Origin of the sequence: Geomonas oryzisoli, assembly GCF_018986915.1 — a bacterium.
Classification (GTDB): Bacteria; Desulfobacterota; Desulfuromonadia; order Geobacterales; family Geobacteraceae; genus Geomonas; species Geomonas oryzisoli.
On the sequence record NZ_CP076723.1, the window covers coordinates 2,433,283 to 2,449,457 of the forward strand.

A 16,175-nucleotide genomic window follows, 5' to 3' on the forward strand; every position below is an offset into this window, starting at 1 on the left:
GATGGAACCATCGGCTGCTCCTGATTTCAAAAAGCTATTCGAGAAAGCACCGGGGCTCTACCTGGTGCTCGATCCGCAGCTGCGCGCCGTGGCCGCGACCGACGCCTACCTCGAGGCGACCCTCACCACCCGTGAAGGGATAATCGGTAAACACATATTCGAGATCTTTCCGGACAATCCCGACGATCCAAGCGCCGACTCGGTGCGCAACTCCCGGGCGTCCTTCAACCGCGTTGTGCAAACGAGGCAACCCGACACCATCGGGCTGCAGCGGCACGACGTCCGCAGACCCGACGGGGGTGGCTTCGAGGTGCGCTACTGGAGCGCTGTCAACTACCCGGTGCTCGCACCCGACGGTTCTCTCGCCTACATCCTGCACAAGGTGGAAAACGTCACCGAGTTCATGGAGCTGAAGCGAAAGGGAGTGGAGCAAGCGAAGATCACCGACGAGTTGCGCGAGCGCTCCTTCAAGATCGAGGCGGACCTGTACGAGAGGTCGCGCGAGATGGCGGAGACCAGCCAGAAATTGAAAGCCGCCAACGAGGAACTGGCCCGCCTCTACGAAAAAACCCGCGAATTGGATACCCTGAAGACGCAGTTCTTCGCCAACGTCAGTCACGAACTGCGCACTCCGCTGAGCCTGATTCTCGGCCCTGTGCGCAAGCTGATGAATGCCGACCGCCTCGACCGGAAACAGCGCGGCGACCTCGCGGTCGTGGAGCGCAACGCCCGGCTCCTGCTGAAAAACGTCAACGACCTGCTCGACCTGTCCAAACTCGATGCCGGCAAGATCGATATGGAGTATGCGCGCACCGATCTCGCCTGGCTGACCCGCTTTGTCGCATCGCACTTCGAGACGGTAGCCGACGACAAGGGCATCCGCTTTACCATCACCGCACCGGATGAGCTTTGGGGTGAAGTCGATTCGCAAAAACTGCAAAGGGTACTCGTCAACCTCCTTGGCAATGCCTTCAAGTTCACCCCACCCCGCGGCGCGATCAGGCTGACCCTGGCACCCCAGGCCGAGTCAGCCCTCTTCGTCGTCGAGGACACCGGCCCCGGCATCCCTGCCGAGTTGAGGCAGGCGGTTTTCGAACGTTTCCGTCAAGTCGACAGCGGTCCGACCCGCAGCCACGGCGGCAGCGGTCTCGGGCTCGCCATCGTGCGGGAGTTCGTAGCGCTGCACCGCGGCACTGTTGCTGTCACAGCTGCGCCGGAGGGGGGCGCCCGTTTTTCAGTCTCGATCCCGCTGGCGGCACCGGAGGGGACCGCGGTGGCCGCCACTAGGAAAGTCCATCCGCTGGAACTCGATGAGACCGAGGGGACGCCCCCGGTGCTCACATCAGAGCGGGATGAAGAAGCGCCGTCGCCAAGTGCCCCGCTCGTGCTGGTAGTGGAAGACAACCCGGACATGAACGATTTCATCCGCTCGATACTGCAGGAGCAGTACCGGGTCAGTTCGGCGTCGAACGGGGTCGAGGGACTGGAAAAAGCGCTGTCGTCGCGGCCCGACCTGGTGGTGACGGATTACATGATGCCGAAGATGACGGGAGAAGACCTGGTGAAGGAAATCCGCCGACACCCAGACTTCGACGAGATGCCTATCCTGCTGTTAACGGCGAAAGTCGATGAGAAACTGCGGGTGCACCTGCTGCAATCCGGGGTCCAGGACGCGTTGGACAAGCCGTTTGAAGCGGAGGAGTTCCTGGCGAGGGTCACGGGGTTAATCGCACGCAAGAGGAAGTCCCAGGCGGCACTATGGGAAAGTCACGCGCTGCTCAAAGCCGTGACCGAAGGCATAGACAATTCCATCTTCATCAAAGACGCCCAGGGCCGGTATCAGCTAGTCAACGGTCCAGGGGCGCGCAGGATAGGAAAACCGGTTGCCGAGATCATCGGACAAGACGACGAGGCACTGTTCGACCCGGCCGCCGCGGAACACATCAAGTGGCAGGACAAGATCGTGATGACCAAGGGGGAGATGCTGACTTTCGAGGAGACCAGGTTGGTGGAAGGAAAGCCGCGCACCTATCTGACCACCAAGGCCCCCCACCTCGACGCGAATGGGGAGGTCATCGGCGTGCTTGGCATCTCCCACGACATCACTGAGCGCAAGCTGGCCGAGGAGGAGTTGCAAAAGTCCAAGGACCTCCTGGAAGAGCGGGTCAAGGAGAGGACGACGGAACTGAGGAAAGCCTTGCAGGTTCTCAAAACAGAAACAGAGGAACGCCTGCGGGCGGTGGAGGAACTGCGACGCAGGGAGCAGATGCTGATGCAGCAGAATCGCCTGGCGGCCATGGGGGAAATGCTCGTCAACATCTCGCACCAGTGGCGGCAGCCTCTAAACGTGCTTGCCGCCATTTTGCAGACCATGGCCATCAGCCACGAGCGTGGCACCCTGTCCGGCGAGATCCTGCATAAAAACGTCAATCGCAGCGTGGAGCTGATCGAGCACATGTCCAAAACCATCAACGACTTCTCGTTCTACCTGACTCCGGACAAGACCACGTCCACCTTCGACGTCAGCGAGGTGGTGACAAAAACAATCGCCATGGTGGGCGAAACAATGCACGACGTTCAAGTGGAGGTGCAATGCCCTGAGGAAGAGGTCACCGCCACCGGCTACCGGAACGAATACGCGCAGGCTCTGCTCAACATCCTGTTCAACGCCCGGGACGCGCTGCGTGACAGAGCTACCCCCGATCCCAAAGTCACTATCAGGGTCTCCGGCGAGGGCGGCAAAAGCGTGCTGACCATCACCGACAACGCAGGAGGCATCCCGGAGGAAATCATGGACAAGATCTTCGAGCCGTACTTCTCCACCAAAGGACCCGACAAGGGGACCGGCATCGGCTTATTCATGTCAAAAACGATCATCGAGCAGAGCATGGGCGGGAAACTGACCGCCCGAAACCGCGAGGGCGGCGCCGAGTTCACTATCGAGGTCTGAGATGCCAACTTCCAGAGAGCGAGTAACGAGCATCCTCTACGTCGAGGACGAAGCCGAGGCACGGAACCTTATCGGCGACCTGCTGCGCGAGGAGCACCCGCAGCTCACGATCATCATCGCAGCGAACGGCGCAGAGGGGCTGGCCCTGTTCAAGGAGCACCGGCCGCAGGTCGTGGTGACCGACATCAGGATGCCGGTCATGGACGGCCTCACCATGGCCGGCCACATCCGGGAGTTAGACCAGGAGGTCGACCTGATCGCGGTGAGCGCCTACAGCGATACCAGCTTCCTGGTGCGCGCCATCGAGCTCGGCTTCAGCAACTACGTTTTCAAACCGGTCAACTTCTCGAAGCTGCTCACCGCGCTGACCAGGATCATCAAGGTGAGGGAGTTGAAGCACCGGTTCAGCGAGCAGAACGAACGGCTGCGGCAAAGCGAGCAGCGCCTACAGGCCACCTTCGACCAGGCGGCCGTAGGAGTCGGGCACGTAGCCCTCGATGGCACCTTCTTACGCATCAACGACAAGTACTGTGACATCGCGGGGTGCAGCAGCGGCAACGCTCCGACCACCATCTATGACTTCACCCACCCGGAGGATCTGCCGGTATGCAAAACGCACCACGAACTTCTGCTGGCAGGAAAACAGCGCAGCTACTCCCTGGAAAAGCGGTACGTGCACGACGAGGCCGTCGTCTGGGCATCGCTGACCGTCTCGATGGTGCAGGACCGCTCCGGCAAGGACACCTTCATGGTTGCCATCGTCGATGACATAACGGAACGCAAGCTCCTGGAGGGGAAGATCGCGGATCTGAACCGCGCCCTGTCAGCGAGAGCGGAGGAACTGGAGAGCGCAAACAGTGACCTCACCGCCTTCAACTACACGGTGGCCCACGACCTGCGCCAACCCTTGAACCTGATCAGCGGCTACTGCCAGGCGGTCAGCATGACCTGCGGAACGATGTTGAGTGAGGATTGCCGGGATTTCCTGCAAAAGGCCTACGAGGGGACGGTGAAGATGAACAAGCTGGTCAACGCCCTGCTCGAATTCGCGGAAATGGCGCACGCCGAACCGAAGCAGGAAACCGTCTACCTCAGCCGCGAAGCGGAGGAGATTGCGGCCGAACTGGCGCGCTCGGAGCCGCAGCGGCGTGCGAGGTTCGCCATCGTGCCCGGACTTTCGGCACAGGGGGACACCCAGTTGCTCAGGGCGGTCCTGGCCAACCTGCTGGGCAACGCATGGAAGTACACCGCGGTTCGCGAGGAAACTGTAATCGAATTCGGTAGTACCGTCCGTGAAGGCGAGACCGTTTTCTTTGTCAGGGACAATGGGATCGGTTTCGACATGGCGCAGACCAAGGAGATCTTCGTCCCCTTCCGGCGTCTGCCCGGGGCGCAGCGGTCTGGAGGCTTCGGTATCGGGCTGGCGACGGTAGAGCGGATCATCAGGCGGCACGGAGGTGAGGTTTGGGCGGAAGGCGAACCGGACAAGGGAGCCACCTTCTACTTCTCACTCCCATGAAACGTCATCACGGCTTAGGGACCGCCCCCTGGCCCTTCAAGTCCAGCTTACATTCCAGCAGGGCGAGAAATGCCTTCAACAACGCGCTGCGATAGTCGTTTTTCCTGGTGACAATCAACAGCGTTCGCTGCAGATCAACCGGATTGGCCACCTCGAACAGCCACCCCTGGTCGAGCTCTCGCTGCACGGCCATCCTCGAGATGCACCCCACGCCTAACCCCGCCTCCACGGCCTTCTTGATCGCCTCCGTGTGTCCCAGTTCAAGAGCCACGGCGTATTTTACCCCTGCCCTTTCCATGGCAGTCTCAAATACCTCGCGCGTTCCGGACCCTTTTTCCCTCATGATCCAGGTTGCAGAAGCAAGCATCTCCGGGGTCACCCGCCCAAGGGATGCCCAGGGATGCTCCTTGCCAACGATCAACACGAGCTCATCCCGCCTCCACGGGGTCGCCGTCAGAGACGGCAGGTGCTGCAGCCCCTCGATAAGGCCAAGGTCGAGTTCCCCCGATTCGACTCCCTGCTCGATCTGGAGAGCGTTGCCCACCTGCAAAAGCGGCTTGGCACCGGGATAGAGGCGTGAAAACTCGCCGATCATGGCAGGGAGCAGGTAATTGCCGATGGTCGTGCTGGCACCTACGACCAAGGTCCCCACCGGCGTCCCAACCGAATCTTCAAGAAACTGCTCAATCTTGCGTACCCTTGCCAGCACTTCACGCGCCTCGGGGAGCAACTGGCGGCCGCGATCGTTCAAGAACAACCGCCTGCCGGAGCGCTCGAACAGCGGTGCGCCCGCGAGCCTCTCCAACTCTGCGAGTGCCATGCTCACCGCTGACTGGGTCAGCAGCAGGTGGCTGCTGGCTTGTGTCACCTGCCCGCACACGGCAACCTTCTCGAAAATCTCAAGCTGCCTGAGGGTTATCGCCATGATCGCCTCCAAATATCAGTTGAATTGATCCAAAAAAAATATATTACTCATTTTTATTTATATAGCAAGAAGGATATGATCCTCACATATTTCCGCATACGGGAGGGGGAAAATGCAGAGGGAACTTGTTATGAAATTGGCTTTGGCACTTTGTCTCATGGCAGTGGCGGCACCATGGGGGAGCACAGGATTTGCGCTGGCGCTGGGTATCGCCTTCGCCCTCACCCTGGGGAACCCCTGGCTGAAGCTCACGGCACGGTTGAGCAGAATCACCCTGCAACTCTCTGTGGTGGGGCTTGGTTTCGGCTTGGAGATTGGGACGGTAATGCAAACGGGCAAGGAAAGCCTCATTTACACCATCGTGGGTATCTGCGGGACGCTCAGCGTCGGGTACTTTCTGGGCAAGGCGTTCGGGACCGACAGCAACACCTCGCTGCTCATTTCCGCGGGGACGGCCATTTGCGGCGGCAGCGCCATAGCCGCCATGGCTCCGGTACTCAAGGCCAAGGACGATGAGACTGCAGTCGCGCTGGGCACCGTGTTCACCCTCAATGCGGTCGCGTTGCTCATCTTCCCTCTTATCGGGCACCTGGTCGGCCTAAGCCAGGATACCTTCGGAACCTGGGCCGGCCTTGCCATCCATGACACCAGCAGCGTCGTCGGTGCCGCCTCGACCTACGGCACCGAGGCCCTTAGAATCGGCACCACCGTCAAACTGACCCGCGCCATGTGGATCATACCGGTGGTGCTGGGCTTCGCACTGCTAAGAGGAACGCGGGAGAGGATCAGCACCCCTCTTTTCATCATCGGGTTCCTTGTTGCAGCAACCACGAGGACCGCCCTGCCGGCATATGGGGCCCAATGGGACCAGGTCGCCGCGCTGGCAACGCACTGCCTCAAGTTTTCGCTGTTCTTCGTGGGACTTGGGCTTAGCAGGGAGGTCTTAGGGAGGGTCGGCTTACGCCCCATGCTGCAAGGCGTGACACTCTGGGCAGCCGTAAGCGGCATCACCTTGGCCGCATTGATGGCTATCGGGATTGCGTAAGAGAACAAATACAAAAAGCCCCGGCATTGCTGCCGGGGCTTTTTGGCTAAGGGACGCCCGCCTCTCTCAGAGACGGGCTAAATACTGCAACCTTCTTTGCAGTGCGATACAGGGCGAATAGCAAACTTAGAGGTCCACATTGCCATGATCTCCTTTCCCGAAATAGAAGTTATCTACTCTTACACCGCCGCGGCGGTACAAGTCAACATAAAAAGATCAATTCGATCCTTTTTGGTTTGCTGCAGGATTCAGGAGCTCTGGTGGCACCCTTCGCAGGTAATGGGACCCTCCATTTTGCCGGCCTCCGGCTCGTGACACCCGATGCAGACCCGGTGGGCATAAGCCTTGCCGAAGGACCTGATGGCACCTACCTGATTTTCGTGGCAGACTTTGCAGTCATTGTCGGCAAGCTTCTCATGCTTTGCGTGTGCGAAGATGACTGTGCCCTTGCTGTTTCGAAACTCGAGGAAATCCTTACCGTTGGCAAAGGCAACCCCGGCGAGGCCGGCAAAAACAACCGGCACAAAAATCCATTTCATGACATCCCCCTCCAACGGCTCATTGCATAACAGACTTGCTCACACCGACACTATCTAGTACCTTTCAAGATCTAAGTCAAACAATTTAGGCAGATGTCGCCTGAAGTGCGACATGCGAAGGCTTACTAGGTAAGGCAAGGAGGAAGCGATGCGCGACATCCCCGATCTTTTGGATTCACTGAGAAGGACACCCAATATTTTGTCCCAGTTGGTCGATACCATCCCGCAGCAGAAACTGGATCTGAGACGTGGTGAAGGTTTCTGGACCATAGCCGAGCATGTCAGCCACCTGGCCGAGGTGCAGCCCATGCTGCTGCAGAGGATCGAGCGTTTTCTGAAGGAGGAACATCCGGAATTCATCCCGTACCTCCCCGGCCAAGGAGAAGAGGAACCGGAGACCCCGGCGCGGTTGGAAATGGCGTCGGCTCTGGAGCAGTTCACGACCTGCCGGCTGCGGCAATTGGAGCTGTTGAAGGGACTGGACCAGGGAACCTGGCGCAGGACGGGCACCCACCCCGAATACGAGGCATATTCGCTGTACATCCTGGTCAGACACATACTCATGCACGATCACTGGCACATGTACCGGATCGAAGAGCTGTGGCTGACCAGGGACGCCTACCTCACCCGGCTTTAGCAGCGGGCACTAGGGCCGGCGCGGTGCCGGTTTTTCCATGAAGACGATGGCGAAGCTGCCGGGGACCTCTTTTGTCTCGAAGATCCGGTAGCCCAGTTTTTGGTACAGGCGGATGTTGTTCTCGCTTCTCGCGCCGGTGAAGAGCCGGTAACAGCAGGCTTCGGGAAAGGCGGCCTCGATGGCACGCATCAGGGCCGCCCCAGTCCCCCTCCCCTGCCTTTCCGGGTGCACCATAAGGCGACCGATGAGACAGCGGCCCTTGCTCATCCTGCCGTTGACCGATCCCACGATCCTGCCGTCCTGGACCGCCTTGAGGATCGTGTTGCGGGAAAAGCTGTCCTTCAGTTCCGCCAGGGTCTGGGTGAGCGGCGGGATGGCGTAGTCCTGGTAGATGACCGCCTCGCTCAGGTAGGCGGTCTTTTGCAGCGCCAGGATCTCGGCGGCATCGGTTGTGTCAGCGCGGGTGATGATCACGAGGCGCGGATCTCTTTGACCTTGGCGGCGATGAGTGCGGCCGCCCGGTCGATTTCCGCGCCGGTGGTCAGACGGCCGAGGCTCAGGCGCACGGCGCCGAACCCCTGTGCCCGGGACAGCCCCATCGCTTTCAGCACACCTGAGAGTTCCCCCTTGCCGTCGTGACAGGCTGAACCGGTGGAGGCCGCGATATCAGGAAGACGCGCGAGCAGGTCCGCCCCCACCACCCCTTCAAAGCTTACGTTCAACGTGTTGGGCAGGCGCTCCTTTTCCGGCCCGTTCAGCACCACCCCGCCGGCCAGCTCCTGGAGTTTCGCATGGAGGCGGTCCCGCAGCTCCCGCACCTCGTTCGGCTCACCCGCTGTGATGCGTCCGGCCGCAAGTTCCATCGCTTTCCCCAGCGCCGCCATGTAGGGGACGTTTTCGGTCCCCGCCCGCAAGCCACCCTCATGCCCCGCCCCGTGCAGGTACGGCGCCACGCGCACCCCTTTGCGGATGTACAAAGCGCCCACACCCTTGGGTGCATAGAGCTTGTGCCCGGCGACGGTGAGGAGGTCGACTCCCAACTGGTCCACCAGGGTAGGGATTTTTCCCACCGACTGCGCCGCGTCGCTGTGCAGCAGGACGCCGAACTGCCTGGTGATGGCGCTGATCTCGGCCAAAGGCTGGATCGATCCCACCTCGTTGTTGGCGTGCATGATGCTCACCAGCGAGGTTTGAGGGGTGATGGCACTGCGGACCGCGTCGGGGTCGACCATCCCCGCGCCGTCGACAGGCAGGTAGGTCACGGCGAAGCCCTGCTCCTCCAGCCAGCGCAGCGGCCTGAGCACCGCAGGGTGCTCCACCGCAGAGGTGATGATGTGGTTGCCGCGCTCCCGGTTGGCGAAGGCGGTCCCGATCAGGGCCTGGTTGTCGGACTCGGTACCGCCGCTGGTAAAGATCACCTCACCCGGGGTGCAGCCAAGGGCCGCCGCCACCCTCCCCCGCGCCAGTTCCACGGCCTCTTTGCCGGTCCTGCCGTAAGGGTGGTTGCTGGAAGGGTTGCCGAAGTGCGTGGTGAGAAAAGGAAGGAGCTCGTCCACCACGGCCAGGTCGACCGGAGTGGTGGCGTTGTAGTCGAGATAGATGGGGTTCATGGCGGCCTCCGTGGACGTCGGACTGGTCGGACTGCTGGATGTTAAACTAAAAAAGGCCAAGGGGCAATAATGCACCCCTTGGCCTTTCACTTGCCCGGCTAGATACCGGTGCCGTCGTCACCGTACCCCTTTACCGGGGTACTGCCGCGCTTGAAGAGCAGGATGCTGACGCCGTCGCCGTTTCGGTCAAATTCGAAAGCAAGCTCATGCTCGTAGGCCAGCTGCGCCACCGGTTCCAGCTGGGACAGGTCGCGCAACCGGATCAGGATGCGGTTCCCCTTGTTCAGGTAGTCGTGGATGCTCTGCGCCAGATCGAGGATGAATAGCCCCTTCTCCTCGGTGAGATCGACCACGTTCAGGTTGGTCGCAGCCACAGCGTCGAGGGTGATGTGCCGGGGAGCCCAGGGGTTGCTCTCGCCTGCCGAGAGATGCGCCCGCTGCGACTCGTCGGGAGCGTTCAACACCATGCCTGCCGCCACGGTCGCGTTGGTGAAACGATCAATGAGGATGAAACTGCCGGTGTCGCGGTTGGCGCCGTACGGGTCGAAGGAAACGGGACGGTCCAGCTCGATGCGTGCCAGGCCGATCTCGTTCAGACCAAGGGTGGCGACCTGCTTCTGCTCCAGGGTGTTCACGTCCACCGCGTACTGCACGGCGGTCACCCGGCCCGGTGTCACGCCGGTGGCGGTCTTCACCAGGTAGAGCTGCCCGGGCTGCAGCGGCTCGTCGTGCATCCAGACCAGGTGCGCCTCGGGATGCCTGGTGTAGAGCGGCGGCGCCTCGGGACGGGTCAGCATGTCGCCGCGGCTGATGTCGATCTCGTCCTCCAGGGTGAGCGTAACCGCCTGCCCCGCCACCGCCTCGTCGAGGTCGCCGTTGAAGGTGACGATACGGGCAACCTTGCTGGTCTGCCCGGAGGAAGCCACCCTGACCTCGTCGCCGGGACGGATGGTGCCGGAAGCGACGGTGCCGCAGAAGCCGCGGAAGTCGAGGTTGGGACGGTTCACCCACTGCACCGGGAGGCGGAACGGCTGCTCGTCGCGGTCATCCTCGACCTGGACCGTCTCCAGGAAGTGCATCAGGGTCGGACCCTGGTACCACGAGGTCTCACCGCTCTTCTCGATGATGTTGTCGCCGTTCAATGCGGAGATGGGGAGCGCCGTGATGCTGGTGAAGCCCAAAGGTGCTGCGAACTCGCGGTAGTCCGCCTCGATTGCGCGGAACTTCTCCTCGTCGTAGCCGATCAGGTCCATCTTGTTGATGGCCAGGACGATGTGCTTGATCCCCACCAGGGAGACCAGAAAACTGTGGCGGCGGGTCTGGGTCAGAAGCCCCTTGCGCGCATCGACCAGGATGACGGCGACCTTGGCGGTCGAGGCGCCGGTCACCATGTTGCGGGTGTACTGCTCGTGCCCCGGGGTGTCGGCGACGATGAACTTGCGGCGGTCGGTGGAGAAAAAGCGGTAGGCCACGTCGATGGTGATCCCCTGCTCCCGCTCCGCCTGCAAACCGTCCAGAAGCAGCGCGTAGTCGATGGCGCCGCCTTGCGTCCCCACCTTCTTGCTGTCCGCTTCGAGCGCCGCCAGTTGGTCCTCGAAGACCATCTTGGAATCCCACAACAGCCGCCCGATGAGGGTGCTCTTGCCGTCGTCCACGCTGCCGCAGGTGATGAAACGGAGCAGCGACTTCTCTTCCTGGCTCTTCAGGTAGGCAAGGATATCTTTCTCGATCAGTTCTGATTGATGTGCCATTAGAAGTACCCTTCCTGTTTCTTTTTCTCCATCGAACCGGCCTGGTCGTGGTCGATCAGGCGCCCCTGGCGCTCGGAGGTGCGGGTGAGCAGCATTTCCTGGATGATCTCGGGGAGCGTGTCGGCCTCGGACTCGACCGCGCCGGTCAGCGGATAGCAGCCCAGGGTGCGGAAGCGGACCGACTTGTACTCCACCTGCTCGCCCGGCTTCAGCTCCAGCCGGTCGTCGTCGACCATGATCAGCATGCCGTCGCGCTCGACCACGGGGCGCACCGCGGAGAAGTACAGGGGCACGATGGGGATCTCTTCCAGGTGGATGTACTGCCAGATGTCCAACTCGGTCCAGTTGGAGAGCGGGAAAACGCGGATGCTCTCGCCCGGCTTGATGCGGGTGTTGTACAGGCTCCAGAGCTCGGGGCGCTGGTTCTTCGGGTCCCAGCGGTGGTTCGCGCTACGGAAGGAGAAGATGCGCTCCTTGGCGCGGGACTTCTCCTCGTCGCGGCGCGCGCCGCCGAAGGCCGCGTCGAACTTGTACTTGTCCAGCGCCTGCTTGAGCCCCTCGGTCTTCATGACGTCGGTGTAGAGCGCGGAGCCATGGGTAAAGGGAGAGACCCCCTTCTTCACCCCTTCCTCGTTCACGTGCACCAAAAGCTCCATGCCGGACTCCTTGGCCATGCGGCCGCGGAACTCGATCATGTCGCGAAACTTCCAGGTGGTGTCCACATGCAGAAGCGGAAACGGCGGCGGGGCCGGGTAGAAGGCCTTGCGGGCCAGGTGCAGCATGACGGCGGAGTCCTTGCCGATGGAATAGAGCATCACCGGGTTGTCAAACTCGGCCACCACCTCGCGGATGATGTGGATGCTTTCGGCTTCGAGCTGCTGCAGATGGGTCAAATTTGTCTTCATGGCATTATCCCGTATCGATCTTCGTGTGCCGGAGCTATCTCAGCGCCGGGCGGGTGTTCCCTACCCCTGTTACCTGCGGTGCAGACCGCACTCCTTGTGCTCAGGGTTCTCCCACCACCACCGTCCGGCGCGGGCGTCCTCGCCCGGCTGGACCGCCCTGGTACAAGGGGCGCAGCCGATGGAGCGGTACCCCTGCTTCAAGAGGCGGTTCTGGGGCAGACGGCGCTCCTTGACGAACTCCAGGAGTTGCGCCTCGCTCCAGTCGAGGAGCGGGTTGAGCTTCAAGATGCCGCCGTTCAACTGGTCCAGCTCGATCGCCTTCAAGTCGGTCCGGGTGACGTTGTGCTCGCGGCGCATGCCCGTGACCCAGCCGGCCAGACCTTGCAGCGCACGCCCCAGCGGTTCGACCTTGCGGATGTGGCAGCACTCGTGGCGATTGTCCAGCGATTCCCGGAACGAGAACAGTCCCTTCTCACGCTCCAGCTGCTCCACCGCCTCGTGTTTCGGGAAATACCAGTCGATTTTGAGGCGGTAGCGTTCGGTGAGGGCGTCGGCGACTTCGTAGGTTTCCTCGTTCAGCCTGCCGGTATCGAGCGCGAACACGCCGATGTCAAGGCCGGCCTCCTGGGCCAGTTCGATGATGGCGACATCCTCAAGCGAGAAGGAGCAGGCCAGTTGCACCGGACCTTTGGCTGCTTCAAGACCGAGGCGAAGGATATCCTGGGCGGTTGCGTTGGCGGGGACTTCAGGCACAGCGTTCATTGGGGCTTCCTTTCCAGAGACGATTCGGATCCACGACAGTACTCGGTGTAAATACCACCGATCCAAGCTTGTGTGACGTTGTAGCTTATTCAACCAAAGCAGTCAAGAAAAATTATCTTAATTGCACAGCTTAACGGTAGGTTTTTGTATTACCTTGTTACCGCCCATGGCAACGGGAAAGCGCTATACCTCCCAACATGCTGATTATGCGCAACAATAGCACAGGAAGACACTATCAGGCGTGGTGTCCGACCGGGACAAAAAGTACAGGGAGAGACAGCTGAGGGAGTAGTGACTGAAGTGGATACTACAGCAGATATAGTAGGGAATATTGGTGACTACGCGGGCAGGCTCTGCGGGCAGGCTCAGTGTGAATCGTGCAGCACCCGGATTCCTCTCCAGGCGCCGGAGCGAAAGCGCAATGACCAGACAACGGCGGTAAAGAGGACGAAACAGGTGCCGAGGGTCCACTCGGCGACCAGGCCGGGCATGAAGCTGTCGATCAGCCACAAAAGCAGCAGGAAACCGGCGGAGGAACAGACGAAGGTGCGGGCGACCCAACCGGTGTCACCGGCGGAGGAGAGCACACAGCCGGTCATGACATTGGCGGCATCGAAGAGGCAGTAAAAGGCGACGAACTTCATGATGAGAGAGCCGGTCTCTACGATGCGGGCGCTCTCCGGCCCGTGACCGGCGAAGACGGAGATGAGCGGGGCCGAGCAGGTGGCGAAGAGCACCGCCATGACCAGCATCCAGACCTCGCACACCAGCAGCGACTGCGACGCGATGGCCGGGACCTCGTCGTCCTCCCCTGCCCCGCGTGCGTGTCCCACCAGGATGCCCGCCGCCTGGCCGAGGCCCAGCGCCGGGAAGAAGGCCATCCCGTTGATCCGGAAGGCGATGCTGGAGGCGGCCAGTTCCACGGTCCCCAGCCGCCCGAGCACCACCAGAAAGAGGGTCCAGGCGAGGAGCTCGCCGCTGATGCGCAACCCCATGGGCATGGCGAGTTTCAGGAAGCGGGAGAGCTCACCGCCGTCAAGGCGCCTGGCGCCGGGGTCGGAGCACCCCCTGCCGACGACGAAGATGGCGACGTACAAAAGCGCGGCGACGCCCTGGGCGGATACCGTTGCCAACGCGGCGCCGGTGATCCCCAAACGCGGGAAGCCCCAGACACCCAGCACCAGCCCCCAGGCGAGCAGCGCGTTGACGGCGAAGGAAAAGAAAGTCACCGCGGTGACGATGGCCGGGCGCCCGATGCCGGAGAGCCAGCCGGCCAACGCGGAGCCCAGCACGGGAAAGAGCGAACCGGCCATGCAGATGGTGAAGTAGCTGATCTCGTCGGCGGCAACGTCAGGAGTGTGGCCCGCCAGCCGGAAGAGCTGGCCGATGGGCCAGGCGACGGCCAGCGCGAGGACGCCGGAAGCAAGCGAGGTATGGATACCGAGCCAGGCCGATTTGCGCACGCCGGCGGCGTCGCCCCTGCCGTGGTTGTGGGCAACGAAGGTGCCGGCATACCCCGCGGTGCCGAAGAGAAAGCCCTGAAACAGGATCACGGCCAGGCCGGCCGGACCGATGGCCGCGACCGCAGCGCTGGAGTGCCGGGACAGGACGATGGCGTCGACGATCTGCATCAGCGTGATGGCAGAGGTGGAGAGTATCATGGGGCCTGCCAGTTTCAACAGGCGCGGTACGTGATTCGTTGCCAAGAGAGCCTACCTGGTTTCTGTTCAGCGGGCCTCACTCGCAACGCGGGGCGTCGATGGGGGTGAGACCGGCTGCCCGGCGCGACGGGAAAAAATCGAGGATACCCCTAATGGCCCCAGAAAACAAGAAGCATAGGGCATGGTGTTCATGATGCGGGTCCTACCAAGCGTAGGCCGCCACCGTGCGAGGCCGGAACTATACTGTCTGGGCCTGGCCCGTTATCTTTGAGTGTTGATTTTTTTACTGTGACAGTGTCGCATATACAAAAGAAACTGCTATAACTCAAGAATGTCATACCGATACGTATCTTTACCACCTTTACCTACTGCCACCGACGCCCATCCTACTCCACTCTCAAAGGAGGAAACGCGATGTCTGTTCGAAGAATCAGCTGTTCACTGTCAGCTCTGTCAGTCGTAGCCCTGCTCACCGTGCAGGGAGCACTAGCGGGCGATACGGTACCGGCAAAGGCAAAGGCGAAGGCGAAAGACGTGAAATCCTGCTCGGTCTGTCACAAACCGGCCGAGGGACAACTGCGGGCCTTTTTCGACAGTGTCGCTATGAAATCACAGACGATACAGCTCAGGTTCGACGATGGCGCCGAGGTTCTCGTTTTCGACAAGGACACCCTCAACATCGTCAACGCGGCCGTTCCGGGGAACCTGGAGAAGTCGTTGCGGGCCATAAAGAAAGGGCACGAGGTGCGGGTGGCGTACCAGGAAGCGAGTAACGGGATCAAGAAGATCAGCGAAATCTCCATCAAGCCCGCTATGAAGGTCCCGGCCGAAAAGCAGCTCAAGGTCGAGCAGCTGGAAAGGCTCATCTCGGGTAAGAAGAAGTACACCCTGGTGGACGCGCGGCCGGCTCCCAAGTACCAGGAGGGTTCCATCCCGACGGCAATCAACATCCCCTTCCCCGCCTTCCAAAAGAACCTGGACAAGCTCCCCAAGGACAAGGGTGAACTGCTGGTCTACTTCTGTGCCGGCGTCACCTGAGCTCTCAGCCCCTCTTCCGCCCGTGAGGCGGAGAAACTCGGCTACACCAATGTAAAGATATTCCACGACGGCGTCCCCGAATGGAACAACCGCAACTTCACCGTGTTGACGGCCAAGTCCCTGAAGGAGGCATGGCTCGACAAGGGACTCTCCTTCGTGCTTCTGGACGTGCGCCCCGAGGCGCAGGCGGGCCAGGGGTTCATCCCAGGCGCGGCCAACGTGCCGGAACAGGAACTGGACCAGGCCGTGGCGACATTCCCGAAACAGGAACTGAAGCCTCCGGTGGTTATTTATGACGCCAAGGGCGACGGCAGCGCCGAACGGGTGGCCCGCAAACTCATCAAGGCCGGGTACCCGGGACCGCGCGTGTTGACCGGCGGCTTTGCCGCCTGGCAGGGAGCAGGCTTCCAGACCGCCACAGGGAAACCGCCGGCCGTGGTCAGCTACGTTCCCAAGCCAAAACCCGGCACCATAGCAGTCAGCGAGTTCCAGTCCTTCGCCCGAGGCATCCCGGCCGGCGTACAACTGCTGGACGTGCGCGGAGCCGACGAAGCGGCCAAAACAGGGATGATCAAGGGTGCGGTCAACATCCCTGCCGACGAGATCGCAGACCGGCTGGGAGAGGTATCGAAGGAGAAGAAGGTCGTCTTGCACTGCTCCACCGGCACACGCGCCGAGATGGGATACACGATCCTCAAGGAGAAGGGGTACCAGGTCCAGTACCTCGACGCTACCATCACGCCAAACCAGGACGGAGGCTTCACCATCAAGTAAGCGGCGCCACGCAGGCGGCGCCGGTTGGGAACGGGGAAACGTCCGGCGCAATCCGACCG

The 16,175-nt window shown here is 61.4% G+C and carries 13 protein-coding genes; 5 read left to right on the forward strand and 8 right to left on the reverse strand.

The window, feature by feature from the left end; translation table 11 throughout:
- Window position 1 precedes the first annotated feature (1 nt).
- Both KP004_RS10700 and KP004_RS10705 read left to right on the forward strand, forming a co-directional pair.
- Window positions 2–2,950, forward strand: a complete 2,949-nt coding sequence (locus KP004_RS10700) for an ATP-binding protein (protein ID WP_216798539.1) — start codon at window positions 2–4, stop codon at window positions 2,948–2,950.
- 1 nt (window position 2,951) lies between these two features.
- Complete coding sequence (locus KP004_RS10705; RefSeq protein ID WP_216798540.1) at window positions 2,952–4,469, forward strand: sensor histidine kinase; 1,518 nt, start codon at window positions 2,952–2,954, stop codon at window positions 4,467–4,469.
- Window positions 4,470–4,476: 7 nt separating this feature from the next.
- On the opposite strand, the gene KP004_RS10710 is transcribed toward KP004_RS10705, so the two are convergent.
- Window positions 4,477–5,394, reverse strand: a complete 918-nt coding sequence (locus KP004_RS10710; RefSeq protein WP_216798541.1) for a LysR substrate-binding domain-containing protein — start codon at window positions 5,392–5,394, stop codon at window positions 4,477–4,479.
- Window positions 5,395–5,524: 130 nt separating this feature from the next.
- On the opposite strand from KP004_RS10710, the gene KP004_RS10715 reads away from it, so the two are divergent.
- Entirely contained in the window at window positions 5,525–6,439 is a 915-nt protein-coding gene (locus tag KP004_RS10715; RefSeq protein ID WP_239026769.1) for a YeiH family protein, read from the forward strand.
- A 248-nt stretch (window positions 6,440–6,687) separates the two neighbouring features.
- Here the strand turns inward: KP004_RS10715 and KP004_RS10720 are convergent, their stop codons facing one another.
- Window positions 6,688–6,978 carry a cytochrome c3 family protein gene (locus tag KP004_RS10720; RefSeq protein ID WP_216798543.1) on the reverse strand — a complete coding sequence of 97 codons (291 nt, stop codon included), beginning with the start codon at window positions 6,976–6,978 and terminating at the stop codon, window positions 6,688–6,690.
- A 148-nt stretch (window positions 6,979–7,126) separates the two neighbouring features.
- On the opposite strand from KP004_RS10720, the gene KP004_RS10725 reads away from it, so the two are divergent.
- On the forward strand, window positions 7,127–7,615 hold the full coding sequence (locus tag KP004_RS10725) for a DinB family protein (protein ID WP_216798544.1): 489 nt from the start codon (window positions 7,127–7,129) through the stop codon (window positions 7,613–7,615).
- 9 nt (window positions 7,616–7,624) lie between these two features.
- Here KP004_RS10725 and KP004_RS10730 read toward each other — a convergent pair whose 3' ends face one another.
- The 6 genes from KP004_RS10730 to KP004_RS10755 all read right to left on the reverse strand — a co-directional run bounded on the left by KP004_RS10730 (window position 7,625) and on the right by KP004_RS10755 (window position 14,349).
- Complete coding sequence (locus tag KP004_RS10730) at window positions 7,625–8,089, reverse strand: GNAT family N-acetyltransferase (protein ID WP_216798545.1); 465 nt, start codon at window positions 8,087–8,089, stop codon at window positions 7,625–7,627.
- Window positions 8,086–9,225: a cysteine desulfurase family protein gene (locus tag KP004_RS10735; RefSeq protein ID WP_216798546.1), complete on the reverse strand. Its 1,140-nt coding sequence runs from the start codon at window positions 9,223–9,225 to the stop codon at window positions 8,086–8,088. The genes KP004_RS10730 and KP004_RS10735 overlap by 4 nt, the downstream gene beginning before the upstream one ends.
- 98 nt (window positions 9,226–9,323) lie before the next feature.
- Window positions 9,324–10,976, reverse strand: a complete 1,653-nt coding sequence (gene cysN, locus KP004_RS10740; protein ID WP_216798547.1) for a sulfate adenylyltransferase subunit CysN — start codon at window positions 10,974–10,976, stop codon at window positions 9,324–9,326.
- On the reverse strand, window positions 10,976–11,881 hold the full coding sequence (cysD, locus tag KP004_RS10745; RefSeq protein WP_216798548.1) for a sulfate adenylyltransferase subunit CysD: 906 nt from the start codon (window positions 11,879–11,881) through the stop codon (window positions 10,976–10,978). The genes cysN and cysD overlap by 1 nt, the downstream gene beginning before the upstream one ends.
- A gap of 69 nt (window positions 11,882–11,950) precedes the next feature.
- Entirely contained in the window at window positions 11,951–12,643 is a 693-nt protein-coding gene (locus KP004_RS10750; RefSeq protein WP_216798549.1) for a phosphoadenylyl-sulfate reductase, read from the reverse strand.
- 365 nt (window positions 12,644–13,008) lie between these two features.
- A complete protein-coding gene (locus KP004_RS10755; protein WP_216798550.1) occupies window positions 13,009–14,349 on the reverse strand; it encodes an MATE family efflux transporter in 1,341 nt (446 codons plus the stop codon).
- Window positions 14,350–14,718: 369 nt separating this feature from the next.
- Between KP004_RS10755 and KP004_RS21490 the strand changes: the two genes are divergently transcribed.
- Window positions 14,719–16,116, forward strand: a complete 1,398-nt coding sequence (locus KP004_RS21490) for a rhodanese-like domain-containing protein (RefSeq protein WP_216798551.1) — start codon at window positions 14,719–14,721, stop codon at window positions 16,114–16,116.
- Window positions 16,117–16,175: the final 59 nt, after the last annotated feature.